This is a genomic window from Sphingobium chungangianum (assembly GCF_977014255.1).
The window spans coordinates 157,621-170,248 of record NZ_CDRNIV010000004.1 but is presented as its reverse complement, the minus strand read 5'-3'; the positions used below and the strand labels follow the sequence as shown (position 1 = coordinate 170,248).

14 protein-coding genes and 1 pseudogene are annotated in these 12,628 nt (G+C 61.9%); 9 read left to right on the top strand and 6 right to left on the bottom strand.

Annotated features, from left to right (window positions below):
• The 4 genes from ACWNC0_RS05915 to ACWNC0_RS05900 all read right to left on the bottom strand — a co-directional run.
• Window positions 1-626: type-F conjugative transfer system secretin TraK (locus ACWNC0_RS05915; protein ID WP_449470278.1), on the bottom strand; the 626-nt coding region annotated here is incomplete at its 3' end.
• Complete coding sequence (locus tag ACWNC0_RS05910; RefSeq protein WP_449470277.1) at window positions 623-1,189, bottom strand: type IV conjugative transfer system protein TraE; 567 nt, start codon at window positions 1,187-1,189, stop codon at window positions 623-625. The genes ACWNC0_RS05910 and ACWNC0_RS05915, both read right to left, overlap by 4 nt.
• 1 nt (window position 1,190) lies before the next feature.
• Window positions 1,191-1,481 (bottom strand): type IV conjugative transfer system protein TraL, encoded by a 291-nt coding sequence (gene traL / locus ACWNC0_RS05905; protein ID WP_449470276.1) that lies wholly within the window; start codon window positions 1,479-1,481, stop codon window positions 1,191-1,193.
• A 59-nt stretch (window positions 1,482-1,540) separates the two neighbouring features.
• The gene (locus ACWNC0_RS05900; protein WP_449470274.1) at window positions 1,541-1,861 is read right to left on the bottom strand and encodes a hypothetical protein; all 321 of its coding nucleotides are present in this window, start codon (window positions 1,859-1,861) and stop codon (window positions 1,541-1,543) included.
• Window positions 1,862-2,327: 466 nt separating this feature from the next.
• Between ACWNC0_RS05900 and ACWNC0_RS05895 the strand changes: the two genes are divergently transcribed.
• Both ACWNC0_RS05895 and ACWNC0_RS05890 read left to right on the top strand, forming a co-directional pair.
• Entirely contained in the window at window positions 2,328-2,741 is a 414-nt protein-coding gene (locus ACWNC0_RS05895) for a hypothetical protein (RefSeq protein ID WP_449470273.1), read from the top strand.
• Window positions 2,742-2,847: 106 nt separating this feature from the next.
• Entirely contained in the window at window positions 2,848-3,381 is a 534-nt protein-coding gene (locus ACWNC0_RS05890) for a hypothetical protein (RefSeq protein WP_449470272.1), read from the top strand.
• 33 nt (window positions 3,382-3,414) lie between these two features.
• Here the strand turns inward: ACWNC0_RS05890 and ACWNC0_RS05885 are convergent, their stop codons facing one another.
• Window positions 3,415-4,362: a lytic transglycosylase domain-containing protein gene (locus ACWNC0_RS05885; protein WP_449470270.1), complete on the bottom strand. Its 948-nt coding sequence runs from the start codon at window positions 4,360-4,362 to the stop codon at window positions 3,415-3,417.
• Between the two features lie 109 nt (window positions 4,363-4,471).
• On the opposite strand from ACWNC0_RS05885, the gene ACWNC0_RS05880 reads away from it, so the two are divergent.
• The 4 genes from ACWNC0_RS05880 (at window position 4,472) to ACWNC0_RS05865 (ending at window position 7,828) form a co-directional block, all read left to right on the top strand.
• Window positions 4,472-5,767, top strand: a complete 1,296-nt coding sequence (locus ACWNC0_RS05880; RefSeq protein WP_449470269.1) for a hypothetical protein — start codon at window positions 4,472-4,474, stop codon at window positions 5,765-5,767.
• Window positions 5,768-6,005: 238 nt separating this feature from the next.
• On the top strand, window positions 6,006-6,452 hold the full coding sequence (locus ACWNC0_RS05875; protein WP_449470267.1) for a MucR family transcriptional regulator: 447 nt from the start codon (window positions 6,006-6,008) through the stop codon (window positions 6,450-6,452).
• Window positions 6,453-6,543: 91 nt separating this feature from the next.
• Window positions 6,544-7,257: a hypothetical protein gene (locus tag ACWNC0_RS05870; protein ID WP_449470265.1), complete on the top strand. Its 714-nt coding sequence runs from the start codon at window positions 6,544-6,546 to the stop codon at window positions 7,255-7,257.
• Between the two features lie 118 nt (window positions 7,258-7,375).
• The gene (locus tag ACWNC0_RS05865; protein ID WP_449470264.1) at window positions 7,376-7,828 is read left to right on the top strand and encodes a DUF3788 domain-containing protein; all 453 of its coding nucleotides are present in this window, start codon (window positions 7,376-7,378) and stop codon (window positions 7,826-7,828) included.
• A 76-nt stretch (window positions 7,829-7,904) separates the two neighbouring features.
• Here ACWNC0_RS05865 and ACWNC0_RS05860 read toward each other — a convergent pair whose 3' ends face one another.
• The gene (locus tag ACWNC0_RS05860) at window positions 7,905-8,240 is read right to left on the bottom strand and encodes a hypothetical protein (protein WP_449470263.1); all 336 of its coding nucleotides are present in this window, start codon (window positions 8,238-8,240) and stop codon (window positions 7,905-7,907) included.
• A gap of 312 nt (window positions 8,241-8,552) precedes the next feature.
• Here ACWNC0_RS05860 and ACWNC0_RS05855 point away from each other — a divergent pair, with 312 nt between their 5' ends.
• The 3 genes and pseudogenes from ACWNC0_RS05855 to ACWNC0_RS05845 all read left to right on the top strand — a co-directional run.
• Window positions 8,553-9,662 carry a metallophosphoesterase family protein gene (locus tag ACWNC0_RS05855; RefSeq protein ID WP_449470262.1) on the top strand — a complete coding sequence of 370 codons (1,110 nt, stop codon included), beginning with the start codon at window positions 8,553-8,555 and terminating at the stop codon, window positions 9,660-9,662.
• Window positions 9,659-12,292, top strand: a complete 2,634-nt coding sequence (locus ACWNC0_RS05850; RefSeq protein ID WP_449470260.1) for an AAA family ATPase — start codon at window positions 9,659-9,661, stop codon at window positions 12,290-12,292. Before ACWNC0_RS05855 ends, ACWNC0_RS05850 begins: the two co-directional genes overlap by 4 nt.
• A gap of 126 nt (window positions 12,293-12,418) precedes the next feature.
• Window positions 12,419-12,568 (top strand): annotated as a pseudogene (locus ACWNC0_RS05845) (AAA family ATPase); the annotation flags it as partial.
• Window positions 12,569-12,628: the final 60 nt, after the last annotated feature.

Genomic DNA, 12,628 nt, shown 5'->3' with positions numbered 1-12,628 from the left:
TATTCCGCGATCATCTGAACCTTGAGGGCGCCGACATAGACAGGGCGCAGCGTGCGCTGGCGCATCTCATATCCGTCCGCGACGCTGTTGGAGTACATCGCCTGGACGAGACCGATTGCCGCCTCCTGCGGGCTCGGTGTGGCCGTAGCGGTCGGCGCATCGGCCTCCTTCTGTGCGGCGATCGCAGGGTTGGAGATGAAGACCTGCTGCGCCTGGTCACCGGAAACACGGCACACGAGCTTGTAGACGTAGCCGCGTTTCGACGTCGCGAAGAAGGACAGATCCGGCTTCGAGTAACCTTCAGGGACCGAAAGATAGATATCTCCGCGGACCGGCTCGTTCACGACGCTGAAGTCCTCGCTCGGATTGCCGGTGGAGATCTTCGAAACACTCGCAAACTCGTCCTCGACGAGACTGATGCGCGTGAGGTCGGAAGCCGAAGCGTGGCAGTCGACCTGACTGCTGTCGGATGCGAGGATGGTCTCGTCAGCCCATGCAGGGGTAACGAGCGCGAGGCAGGATATGGCGGCGATGGTCGCTCCGCACATGCGGCTCAAGATGCAATCGATCCGCGACGCGAGCACGGTCCCGACCGCGGCGCCGCCTAGTGCCAGGACGGTCATCATTGATCCTTTCCCTTGTCTTTGGTGACCATCCCGAAGCCGATTAGCTGCAGAGACACGCCGGAATATCTCCAGGTGAAGCGGAAGGTCTTGCGCTGCCGATTGACGACTTTGCTGCCCACGATCGTATTGAGCTCGCCGGTCACCTCGGACGTCAGATTTTCGGTATCCAGCTCCATCGACTGGATCGCGAAATATTGCGCGATCGAGGATCCTCGCTGTTCATCGACGATCTTGAGCAGTTCGGCTTTGAGCTCGCCCTGCGCGCCCGGCGCAGTGATCGCGAGGACCGAATCCATCCAATATTCGAGGTTCTGCGGCGAGCGATCGAGCGTGAGTACCGCGACGTCTCGAGTGACCATCTCGAGATAGTCGCGCGAGACGCCCGAGCTACTGATCGTGAGCGGCGAGCGCAGGATCGGCTGCAACACGACTTCGCGATCGCGCGATGCGGCGGTGAAGAGGAGGATCACGCTCACCCCGGCAAGCCCGGCGGCGATGAACGCCAGCAAGTTGCGCTGCCTCAGGGTGCGCTGGCTCTGCGCGTGCTGGTGCCGGAGCTCCATGTCACCCAGCCATCAGTCTGAGATATGAGGGTGGTGTCGCCTTCAGGCCGAGGAAGCCGGCCGGAAGGTGCCAATAGGCGATGTGCATCAGCCAGGATGAAGCCCGCCCTGACTTAGCGCGTTTCAATCCCCACCAGCAGAATCCGGCAACGCCGATACCGATAAGAATATGCTGAGACAGGATGCCCCATGCGAACGGGATAACCATCGCGAGGAACTCATCCAGCGTCCACAGCCCGATCAGTTCTGGATCGTCGAGATGAGCCGGGACCACATACTTGTCCGATGCCATGACACCACCCCCATTAGGGCCGGACCGACGCTGCTAAGCCGGGTCGGGCCCTGAGCACGTCAGATGGTCGCAGTGACCGTCGAAGTTACGATCGGGATACCGGTCCCGGCGCCGACGCCGACGCCGACGGGAATCGCGACCTGGCCGAGCGAGAAACGGCCCGAGGCGAGGCCGACGATCCCGCCGGCGAGTGAGAGGACCGTGATGATCTTGCCGCCCGAACCTTCGAGGAAATCGGTGAACTTGGAGAGCGCCGTGTCGAAGGTCGTGTCCGCGCCTGCATGGGCCACACCGGAGAAGTAGAGGAACGCAAATGTCAGCACCGCCAGCGCGAAAATGGCGAGCTCGAGATCGCGCCCCTGAACCGTCGTTTTGGTCATGGGGTTTTCCTTTCGAAAAGGGCGCGGCTCATCCGCGTCCGATTGAAAGGTTCCTCGACTCCGACCACCCATCAACGAGCGATCCGCACCGCGACCGCGTCGGACCGGATAAACTTCAATTTTCCGATCGGTTGGTCCGAATCGCCCACCGCTGTGGCACAAATCTCGCACCGCCTTGGGTCCGCAGACGCGCCGTGCTGGTCCAGATATTGAGCCGGGCTGGCGCGAAATCCGCCCTACTCGCCGAATCGGGCAACGAAATGACGGTTAATTGGAATTGAACCCTGTTGGCGGTAGATTCAGATTTCTGCTGCAAGCCAGAAGCCGGCGCCTGACGTCCGAAGCACACGCGACCAGTCGGCCGCCCTGCTTCGGAGGTCGGCGCCTCGTCTCAAGATCGACGGGAATTGATGGAATGAGTGGGGAGTGTCGCGACCAACAATATACGTTGGGAATTTCCGAGCCCTTGTTCCGGCTCGCGACACAGAGTGTGCATCTCTATTCGAACGACACTGGCCGACTGCACACGCTCGAGACCCTCGTCAGCGATCGCGCCCTGTTCATTGAATCGCTCGACCACAATCTCGAGACGATCCGAATGCACCTCGAAGCTGTAGCGAGCGAAGGCGATGTTCGAATTGACCTTGCGGTAAGCCCACACACCGCTGCGCGCCTGGAAGATGCCAAGCAAGCCCTGAAGACGCTGATCGGCACCGATGTGACGCTGGCAGATACACTATCAGTAATGCTCTTCGATTACATGGTCGAACAAAAGGCCAATAAGGTTCGCGCAAAGCTCGGCATCGGTAATCGGAGCCAGCAGGACGATCCCTCGAGCTTCGGATCAGGTGAGGACGACAAAGTGATACGACTAAAATAGCTGCCCTGGCCTTTTTGAGCACGATTCTCGGACTCTAGCGTGCTTGAAATGCCCTACCCCGTGTGTTTGTTTTCAGAAGTCTGAGCACAAAACGGGGGGGGCCTACTTGTCATCCGTTGCCAGATCCATGGCAAATTCGGTTCCGGCTGAAGCCGGGAATCCGGTTTCGAGCGGGTGCACCCAGCTCAGCGATTACTCCGCGTTTCTATCGGATGCGATCGCCGCAAACTCGCTCAGCCTGCGAAAACTGGCGCTCAAGACCGGGATAGATCGCAGGCGCCTCTCGGACATTCTACGCCCGAGAACCAGCGCAAGGTCCGGGATGACCTTGTCTGAGTTTCAGATAATCCTCCGGGCGCTCGACATCGAAATCGTCGACGCCGTGCTGGCGGTGGAAGTTCTCGCAGGTCACGGCATTCTCGAGGACCACCGGTTCGCCTCGATGGTCCAGATGATCGGCGAGATGTTCACAGGCCTGCCCTGCCTTCTCGCCGACGCGCTCAATGAGATTGACGAACTCGACGGGTCCGAGATTCGAAAAGACTGGGCGACGCCTATAAGGCGTGGAATCGTCGAAAAGGTGGTCAAGGAAGTCACTGCAAAGATCCAGCGACGCACGCCGACGGACTTCATTTTCTAGGACGAAATGGCGCTGCCGGAGAGCGGCTGTCGATCAGAAGACCGAGACCGATACGGCTCGTCCGCTCTGCGCGATCATCACCTTCGGGGTCTTGCCGCGGACTGTCGTCTCGGCCGACTGGATCGATGCCGAACGAGAACCGAAGGCCAACCGTCGCCAGTTGGAGAGTACGACGTCGACATAGGCGCGCGTCTCGGCGAATGGTGGAACGCGCCCATTTTTCACGTTTCCGGGCCCTGCATTGTATGCGGCCAAGGCCAGATGGAACTGACCGAACCGGTCGAGCTGCTGGCGCAGATACCGGGCTCCGCCCAACAGATTTTCTGCTGAGTTGTAGCGATCCACGCCCAAACCGAGGGCTGTGTCAGGCATGAGCTGAGTCAGGCCGAACGCGTTCTTCGGCGACACGGCACCGGCATTGTAGCGACTTTCCTGGATGATCATCGCATCGAACAGTCCTACCGGGATTCCATTCGCGCAAGCGGCATCGCTCATCATCCCGTAATAGGTTGCCCGTCGGGCCTCCGCCCCGGACGCGAGGAATCCGGTCGGTTGGTACGGCACACGGTGGCATTCGCGCCCCGCCGGCGCGGGGGCGGAGTTGTAGGCTCCGCCGCGCATCCATGCAGGAATCGACAGGTCGGCGAGAGCATCTCGTCCGGCGGCCGATGCGGCGACAGCAGGAGCATCGGGCCCCCTCTGTTGACCACCCGCGGCCGAGAAACTGTTCGCCATCTGAAACTCGACCCAGTGCCGCTGCAGGTCGTGCACCGCGAACGCGTCCGCTGCGACGGGCTCGCCCCCGACGGTGTCTTCCCCGGCGTTTCCGGCCGCCGCGTCAGACGGTGTCAACTGACCGGGTGCGCCGCTCATCGAGATAAGTTGAACGCTACGGACGGCTCCGCGAACCTGGGCGACTGCTGGAGCTGAAGTCGCAAATATCGAACACCAAGCGATGATGCCGGCCAGAAACGCTTTCATCGGACCCTCCCTGCTCAATGATTTTGAAAGTGGAGCGCATCCGCTTTTCGGTTGTCAATCCTGCGGGGCTCGCACAGCATCGACACGTTTCGGGCACAAAAGGTCGACCATGTGGCTCATCGATCGACATACTGACGGACAGCAACAGGGCCGTATTCCCCTACCGCCGGTCGTGCGGTCGGCGCTCGTTCGCTGGTACGTTGGCGAGGGCTCGCGCGCGGATGAAGAGACCGGGATCACGCTCGTTCAGCAGGCCCGGATCGGTGAGAAGTGGATCGCCTGCGACTGCTTGCCGCCGGAAGCTGCTCCGCCGGTCCTGACGCCGGCGTTCCTCTCGGAGGCCGAAACCTATTATCTGCGGCGCCTTACCGGGGCCAAGCGCCCGGAGCATCTTCCGGATTGTCCATTCTTCCGGGACCAGGCGACCAACCGACTATCGGAAATTCGTTCGCCGAAAATGCCGACGGACCCACCTACCGGCTTCTTCGAGGTGCTTCGCCCTGCCCCAGAAGCCCTCGCGCAAAAGCCCGAGAATGATTCCAGCGATGATCGCACCCGCCATGCGTCCGTTCCGCGGCTAGCGCGCCTCCTGTGGCGCCTGATCAACGCGTCGGGGATCAACAATACGCCGCCCATCAGCGCAGAAGCTCGGGATCACTCAATCAGGGACGAATTCTATGCGATCGCCTCGGCGGCCGCCAAACTCGAGATGGCGCCGGGCATTGAACTTGGGCGGGCGCTGTGGACGCACGCGAGCGCATATCACTCGAACCGAGCCTATGCGGGGATCCGCGAACTTTCACGGCGCTGGCCTGCCGGGCATGCTCCGCAAGGCTTCCTCGTTCTCTTCGCCAAGGCCTTCAAGGGCAACGTCATCTATCCGGCCGACGGTGAACCGATCTCGATCGCCAATCGCGTTCAATCGCCGTCAATCCGGGGAAACCTCGTCAAGGGCCCCTATCTCATTCTCGTCGTCGTCGGCGAGTACCCCGAAGCCAGAGGCTATGCGCCGCTGCGTGCTTACGCTCAGCCAATCTACTCGGGTCAACGTTTCGTACCGGTCGACTCCGAGTTCGAACGGCAGGTCTTTCGTGGGCTCCTTCAAGCCCGTAGCTCCCTCCACAGACAGAGCATCGACATCGCCATCGAAAAGCCCGTGTTCGACATCCTCACCGACCGCGGCTCATGCAGGCCGGATTTTCTTCTGGAAGCTCGATCGAGGGCGACAGGCGAGATCAGGCAACTCGTTGTGGAGGCCATGGGCGCGTCAACCGACGAGTATCTGGCGTCGAAGGCGATCACCCACCCGCGAATGGAACGCATCGCACCCATCCTGTCGGTGGCACCTGCGGATGTCGCCGAGAAGTTTGTGGCAAGCAAGGTCGCCGCCGCACTCAAAATATAGCCTCGCCCGGAACGCCGGGGCCAAAATCGAAGGACAACAGCGAACCGCCCCGGAGAGGAATGTCCTTTGGCTGGCGCAGTCAGTGTAACCGAATTCGGGCGACCATCGGGATGAATAATCATCGACTGTGGGCCGCTTTTCGCTAACAACGATGGCGTCGCAAGGCACATGCCGGTTGCTAGGCCGACTGGCGATACGGCTCTCGAATGAGAAATTCGATCAACGAAGGAGTGTGGAAGTGAGCGGTGACTCAGCGCAGAACGAGACCCTTATTACGCTGACCTCTGACATCGTTGCCGCCCATGTGAGCAATAACCAGGTGATTGTGTCCGATATTTCGCGGCTGATCGGCACCGTCTACGAAGCCCTCGAAGGCCTCGGCAAACCAAAAGCCGACGATACAGCTGCCTTAGTTCCGGCCGTGTCGATCCGCTCTTCGGTTAAGCCTGACTACATCGTCTGCCTCGAGGACGGTAAGAAGCTGAAGATGCTCAAGCGTCATCTGGCTACCTCATATGGCATGTCGCCTGCCGAATATCGTGCGAAGTGGGGGCTCCCCGCAGACTATCCGATGGTGGCGCCCAATTATGCCGAAATGCGGCGCGAAATGGCCAAGACCATCGGCCTGGGCCGCAAGCCCAAAGGTAAGCGACGGACGCCCAAGAAGCCGCCAGTGGCCGGATGACCGTCGGCGCTGCGCGGCGCGGTGCTCACGATCACCATCTCTCGGCACAGCGTAGAATCTTCTGGCGACCTCAATGCGAACCTGACCGACGATGGCCGACCTCACATATTTCATGCTCAGTTTTGCGCTGGATCCGATTGAGGCAGCCTACAAGGCGGGAAGCGAATATCTGAAGCAGCAGTTCGCCGAAGCCGAGAGAGACTACGAGAGTCTATTGCGGTCGGCCAAGGCGGAGGGGCGTGATCTCTACGAGATTGACGAAGAAACCGGTCAGGGTTTCGACGTCGGCGAACACACCTACTATCGTCAAGTCGTCATCGAAAATGCGCTCCAGGCGCATCGACAAGCCTTCGCCACCATGATCCACCATGCGTGGGAAAAGCACGTTTGCTTCGTTCTTGGCGTCCCGGAGTACCGGTTCAAGAATGCCTACGCAGAGATGGCGAGGAAGGTTGGCGCATCAATCGATCGAGACCGGTTGGAGCGGCTGAGGAAAGCCGCGAACTGCGTCAAACACGAGAGTGCCGAGCTCTACGACACTCATCCGGAGATGTTTGACGGGCAAGAGCTTCATCTGATGGACGCCGGCCTCACGCCGAGCGAGCGAAAGGCCGACAAACGAGCCAGCAAGACGGGTGAGCGCGGCGATTGGTTGGACGCGTTGCGCCTAAGCGATGATGACATCGCGGATTTCATCAATGCGGTTCGAACCTCAGCTCTACCGAGTGACAAGTTTCGAAATCGGTGGAGGCAGCCAACCGACGAAGGCGATGCCGCCCCGCCAGGATCATTCGCCTCGGAGTAAACGCGATCTTCAATTCGGAGGCGGCTAGAGACTGCGATAACCGAACACGGTTGGCGCGGTCGTGCGGCCGACAAGGCCTCAATGTAACTTTGACGCCCGGCAGTCCGAGAAACCGGAAATGGAACTGCTCCCTCAGATCGGCGACAGAATCGTCGACAAATCAGCGCCGCCTGACGACCGCGCGGTGCGCGACTGGATCGGACCGGACACTTTCGAGCACTGGACCGAGCTACACGGCTGGATCGAGGCCTTCTATCCCGGCGTCTTTGCGCATGAGTGGATTTATGGCGGCAAGATCGGTGGTTGGTCGCTGCGCTACATAAAGACGACGGCCTTCTGCACCCTCATCCCTGAATACAGGAGGCTGTCGGTCGTGGTCGTCCTTGGAGGAGCGGAACGGGACAGGTTTGTGGAGCGGCGTCACCTCTGGCGACCGCATCTGATCGAGCTTTATGATGATGCCCAAACCTTCCACGACGGGAAGTTTCTGCGGATCGCGATCGCGACGACCGAGGATCGCCGCGACGTGACGGAGCTATTGACGATGAAGTGCCCACCGTCGCTCGGGTGACCGTGCCCACATTGCTCGAGACGAGCGTCCCAAGGATCCGAGAGCCAGCAGGTCCTTGAGACGAGCCGCGGCCAGCTTAGTCGCGACTGTATCGACCTTCGAAGGTTGAACCTCGGTTGGGATCAACGAACCTGATCCCGACGGCCTCGCCGTCTGGACCGGCGATCCAGGTTAGGTCATAGCTGGTGTATTCAGACGGTGGCCAGAACGACTGGAACCGCCCGTCTTCGTCCACTTTCCACTCCCCCGGCGAAGGCCTCCCTCTCTCAGTGTAAACGGTGCGCCCATCCGACGTGAAGACCTGCGTCGCGCCGTCAGCGTAGGTAAATGGTGCGCGTGTGAGCGCGCTGGGGATGTCGGTTGCATCGATGCGGTCGCCATCCTTGATCGCGGATTCCTCGAATGTGGACATGTCCTGCTCCCTTCGACTGGTGTGCCTGCGCGGCGCCTGCACGCATTGTTAGCGACGACACGCCGAGGTGGCCTGGCGCCGCGTCCTCTAGCGACTCGCCTCCTCCAATGCTCGGTGCGATCGGGTTGCCGGTTACACGATGCGGTCGCATCCCGACGCACTCATGGGGATGCATGGCAGTTGATCCTGCGCTCAGGGACGGCGGCGTCCGTTAAATCCGGTCGAGCACGGCGCCCAACGGCGGTGTCGCCGCGACAACTGGCGAAGAATGTGCACTGTGCTCATCGGTGGCAATAACGCTATGAAGACGAGATGAAGTTCATCCACTCCGCCGACTGGCAGCTCGGCAAACCATTTGGCCGCTTTGACTCCGATGTCCGAGGCGCGTTGACGGACGCGCGCTTCGACGCCGTCGACGCACTGGGTCGCGCTGCCGCGGAGCATGACGCACGGCACGTCATCGTGGCCGGCGACATTTTCGACACCGAGGGTCCGGAAGATCGCACGATCGTGCAGGCGATCTCACGCATGGATCGGCACGCCTGCCGCTGGTGGCTCCTGCCGGGAAACCACGACTTCGCGCGCAATGGCGGCTTGTGGGACCGGGTCCGGCAGCGCGCCGGCGACAAGATCGTCATCCTCTCGGAGCCTGAGCCGCGGGAGATCGAAGACAAGATATGGCTGCTACCGGCGCCGCTCCTCCACCGGCATAACCTGGAGGATCCGACAACCCTGTTCGACACAATGGACACCCCAGGTGCCCGGCTGCGGATCGGCGTTGCGCACGGGTCGATCAGGGACTTCGGATCTCGCGGAGAGACCAAGAACCAGATTGCGCCGGATCGCGCCAGGTTATCGAATCTCGACTATCTCGCGCTCGGCGATTGGCACGGTGCTCTCAATGTCGATGCTCGGACATGGTATTCCGGGACACCGGAGACAGACGGCTTCCGGCGCGACGAGCCGGGCCACGCCCTGGTTGTCGACCTCCACTCCGACCTTGCGCCGACGGTGACGCCGATCCGGACCGGTCGTTTCCAGTGGTTGACGCGCGATTGGACGGTCAACGACAAGGCGGCTTTCGATGCCGAATGCGATCAACTCCTTGCGGGGATCGACGCTCCGAACACGCTTCTCCAGCTGACGCTTGCGGGCATCACGAGCCTTGGTGACCGGATCGCGATGCTCGGGCGGCTCGAGAACGACCTCGGTCATCGCCTGCGGCATCTCGCGGTCCGGGCGGACGACCTGGTCGGCCGCCCACGAGAAGAGGATTTGGCGACACTCGCCGTAGAGGGCATGCTGGGGACGGCAGCACTCAAGCTCAATGCAAAGATTGACGCCGGCGGCCTGGACGGCCCCATCGCCAAGCGAGCGCTCGAGCGATTGTTCATCGAGTATAGCCGGGAGGAGCAGGTATGAGCCTCGTCATCCGGCAAATTTCGCTCGACGGCTTCCGGAAGTTCCGGACGCCCTTCGCAATCGACGATCTCTCGGAGGGGCTGAACATTATCATCGAGCCGAACGAAACGGGCAAGTCCACGTTGCTCGAGGCGCTCCGCGCGGCTTTCTTCGTCCGCCACAACACCCGCAATCAGCTCGCCCAGTCCTATGCACCGTACGGCGAGGCAGTTGGCCCCGAGATCAAGGTGACCTTTGACGTCGATGGCTCTCCATGGTCGCTGACGAAGCGCTTCCTCAGGAGCCCCTCGCTTGAGATCTCCAGTCCACAAGGCCGCGCCCAGGGCGACGACGCGGAGGCTCGGCTTAACGCCCTTCTCGGTTCGGTTCGTGACACCAGTCGCGGCGGAGATGTCACGACCTACGGAGCATTGGGGCTGTTGTGGGTCGCTCAGACCGAGGCCCTGACCGTGTCGGGGCCTGGCCAGATCGTTCGCGACACCATCGCGTCCACTCTGGAAGCCGAGGTCGGATCGATCATGGGCGGAGAGGCCTATCGGCGCGTGCGCCAACGGATCGACGCGCAATATGAGCTTTACTGGTCTCCCAGCGGCCAAAAGCGAGGCCGACAGAATGACGCGCGTGCAAGGGCGGACGCAGCCGAGGCGGCCGCGCGCGAGGCTACCGAACGGCTTGCCGCGCTGGAGAGAAGCTTCTCCGAGCTGGACGCGGCACGCGGCCGGCTCAAGATCGTCCATCGGGAAATCGCAGACGAGACCGATGCGCAGGCACGCAAAGATTTGATCGGCTCCCTCGAAATCGCCCGGGCCGCGGCGCAAATCCTCTCGACCCGGAATGCCGAACAGGAGGCGGCCGCCGCGAAGCTGAAGGGACTGGAAGACCTGAAGTCTCGGCACGCGGCTGCGGCGATATCTCGCGACAAGGCCGCGACCGCTCTCGAGACCGCAAGGGCAAAGCGGGTCGAGATCAGCGAGGCGCTGTCGACCGCCAAGGCCAAGGCGGCAACGGCGCGCGAGGAACTCGAGGCGGCACGCAGCGAGCGACAAGATGCCCGCACGGCGCTTGCAGCCGGTGAAAAGGCTCTCCAGCTCAACCGTCGCCAGGCCGCGACCGCAGGCGCGCGTCGTCGCCATGATGAACTGCTGAAGCTCGAGCAGCTGCATCGTGAGGCGAAAGCCTTGGTGGCAACGGCCATTCCCGCCAAGATGATCGAAGAGCTAGAGGCAAACGACCGCGCGGTCAGCCAAGCCCAGGCGATTGTGGACGCTGGCGCGACCCGGCTGACCCTGGCGGGAACCGTCGACGGGATCACGATTGACGGCCGCCCAATGACTGCCGGTGAGCACTCGATCACGCGGCCTGCCCATATTGTTATTGGAGGGGCCCAGCTAATCGTTAGCCCGCCGGCAGCGGCGGCCAGCGCCGAAGAGACCCTTGCAGTTGCGCTCCGCAAGAGAAAGGCGGCGCTCGCCGAGCTCCACCTAGACGATCTTGCAGCGGCCCGATCGCGCAACGAAAAGGCACGCGACGCCGCGGCCGAGCTGCGCACGCTCGCTGCGCGTATCGAGGCGGCCACTCCCGCCGACGAGACATTACAGGTCGCGGCCGGCGCCGAGGCGCTGAAGCTGTTCGTCGCCGAACTCCAGAGCGAATTGGGCGAAGCAGAGATTGCGCTTCCTGATGTCACAGCACTGGCCGCCGCGCTCGACGCCGCCGACACAAAACTGGCGCGCGCAGAAGGAACTCAGGACAGCGCCATCGCCGCACTGCGACGTGCGGAGGAAGAGGATGCGCCGCTCGCGCTGGCCGAAGCCGGCGCGGTGAGCGACCTCGCAAACGCCACAGCCCTCCTCCAGGAGATCGAGGCTCGCCCGGAATGGGTGTCTCTCGATGTAGAGCTCGACCGCGCGCGCGGAACGGCAGCCGAGGCAGCAGTTCGCCTGGAGGACGCCACGCGCGATGCGTCAGCCCATGATGTCGCGGCGATCAATCGGAAGATCGACGTCATCGACGCGCGCGTCCGGGTAGCTGCCGAAACGCGCACCAGATTGGAGACCGAGATTGCCCGCCTCGAGGGGACCATCGAAAGCGAGGGAGGCTTGGGGCTCGCCGATCGCGCGGCGGCCGCACAGGAGGAAGTCGAGGCGGCAAACACCGCACTCCAGCGAGTCACCGACGAGGCAGATACGCTGAAGCTCCTGCGCGACACTCTGGAAAGCGCTCGAAACGAGACCGCCGCGAAGTTCGTGGGCCCGGTGGCCAGCCGCGCAAAGCGGTATATCGCGCAGCTATTACCCGAATGCGACCTAACCTTCACTGAGGACCTGACGCTTGCGAGCGTGAGCCGCACCGGCGTGGATGAAAGCTGCGCCAACCTTTCCCGTGGGACCCAGGAGCAGCTCGCCGTCCTGACCAGGATCGCGTTCGCCGACCTTTTGCTTGAGCAGGGCAAGCCTGTTTCGCTGATCCTCGACGATCCGCTCGTCTATTCCGACGATGGCCGTCTGGATACCATGATCGAGATCCTGGCAGAGGCTTCAACGCGCATGCAGATCATATTGCTGACCTGCCGGGACCGGGCGTTCCGACACGTCCCCGGAAACAGGATAATCCTTAGTGCGACAGGGTAGGTATTGGGCAAAGGTGATCAGGCCGGACTGGGGTGAGCCATGCTGCCGAGGCATACCTTGCTTTCTTTGATCCGCCTGCCCCATGCCCGCTAGATCAAACCAACATTCGCGGCCGAGATTCGACCCATGCTTATAGAAAAGATCCAGGTTCAGGGATTTCGGCTTTTGGAAGACGTCGAGCTGCTGCTCGAACCGACTGCGACCGTCATCGTCGGCCGCAACAACAGCGGAAAGACGTCGCTCACGGAAATCTTTGATCGCCTCGCAGGCGAGCACGGCCCGAAGTTCAGGTTGGAAGATTTCTCAGCAGGCACGCGAGGCAAGTTTCTCGAAGCC

Coding starts and splice junctions, on each gene's coding strand:
- ACWNC0_RS05910 (WP_449470277.1), bottom strand. CDS start 1,189: ATGGAGCTCCGGCACCAGCACGCGCAGAGCCAGCGCACCCTGAGGCAG.
- traL (WP_449470276.1), bottom strand. CDS start 1,481: ATGGCATCGGACAAGTATGTGGTCCCGGCTCATCTCGACGATCCAGAA.
- ACWNC0_RS05900 (WP_449470274.1), bottom strand. CDS start 1,861: ATGACCAAAACGACGGTTCAGGGGCGCGATCTCGAGCTCGCCATTTTC.
- ACWNC0_RS05885 (WP_449470270.1), bottom strand. CDS start 4,362: ATGAAAGCGTTTCTGGCCGGCATCATCGCTTGGTGTTCGATATTTGCG.
- ACWNC0_RS05880 (WP_449470269.1), top strand. CDS start 4,472: ATGTGGCTCATCGATCGACATACTGACGGACAGCAACAGGGCCGTATT.
- ACWNC0_RS05870 (WP_449470265.1), top strand. CDS start 6,544: ATGGCCGACCTCACATATTTCATGCTCAGTTTTGCGCTGGATCCGATT.
- ACWNC0_RS05865 (WP_449470264.1), top strand. CDS start 7,376: ATGGAACTGCTCCCTCAGATCGGCGACAGAATCGTCGACAAATCAGCG.
- ACWNC0_RS05860 (WP_449470263.1), bottom strand. CDS start 8,240: ATGTCCACATTCGAGGAATCCGCGATCAAGGATGGCGACCGCATCGAT.
- ACWNC0_RS05855 (WP_449470262.1), top strand. CDS start 8,553: ATGAAGTTCATCCACTCCGCCGACTGGCAGCTCGGCAAACCATTTGGC.
- ACWNC0_RS05850 (WP_449470260.1), top strand. CDS start 9,659: ATGAGCCTCGTCATCCGGCAAATTTCGCTCGACGGCTTCCGGAAGTTC.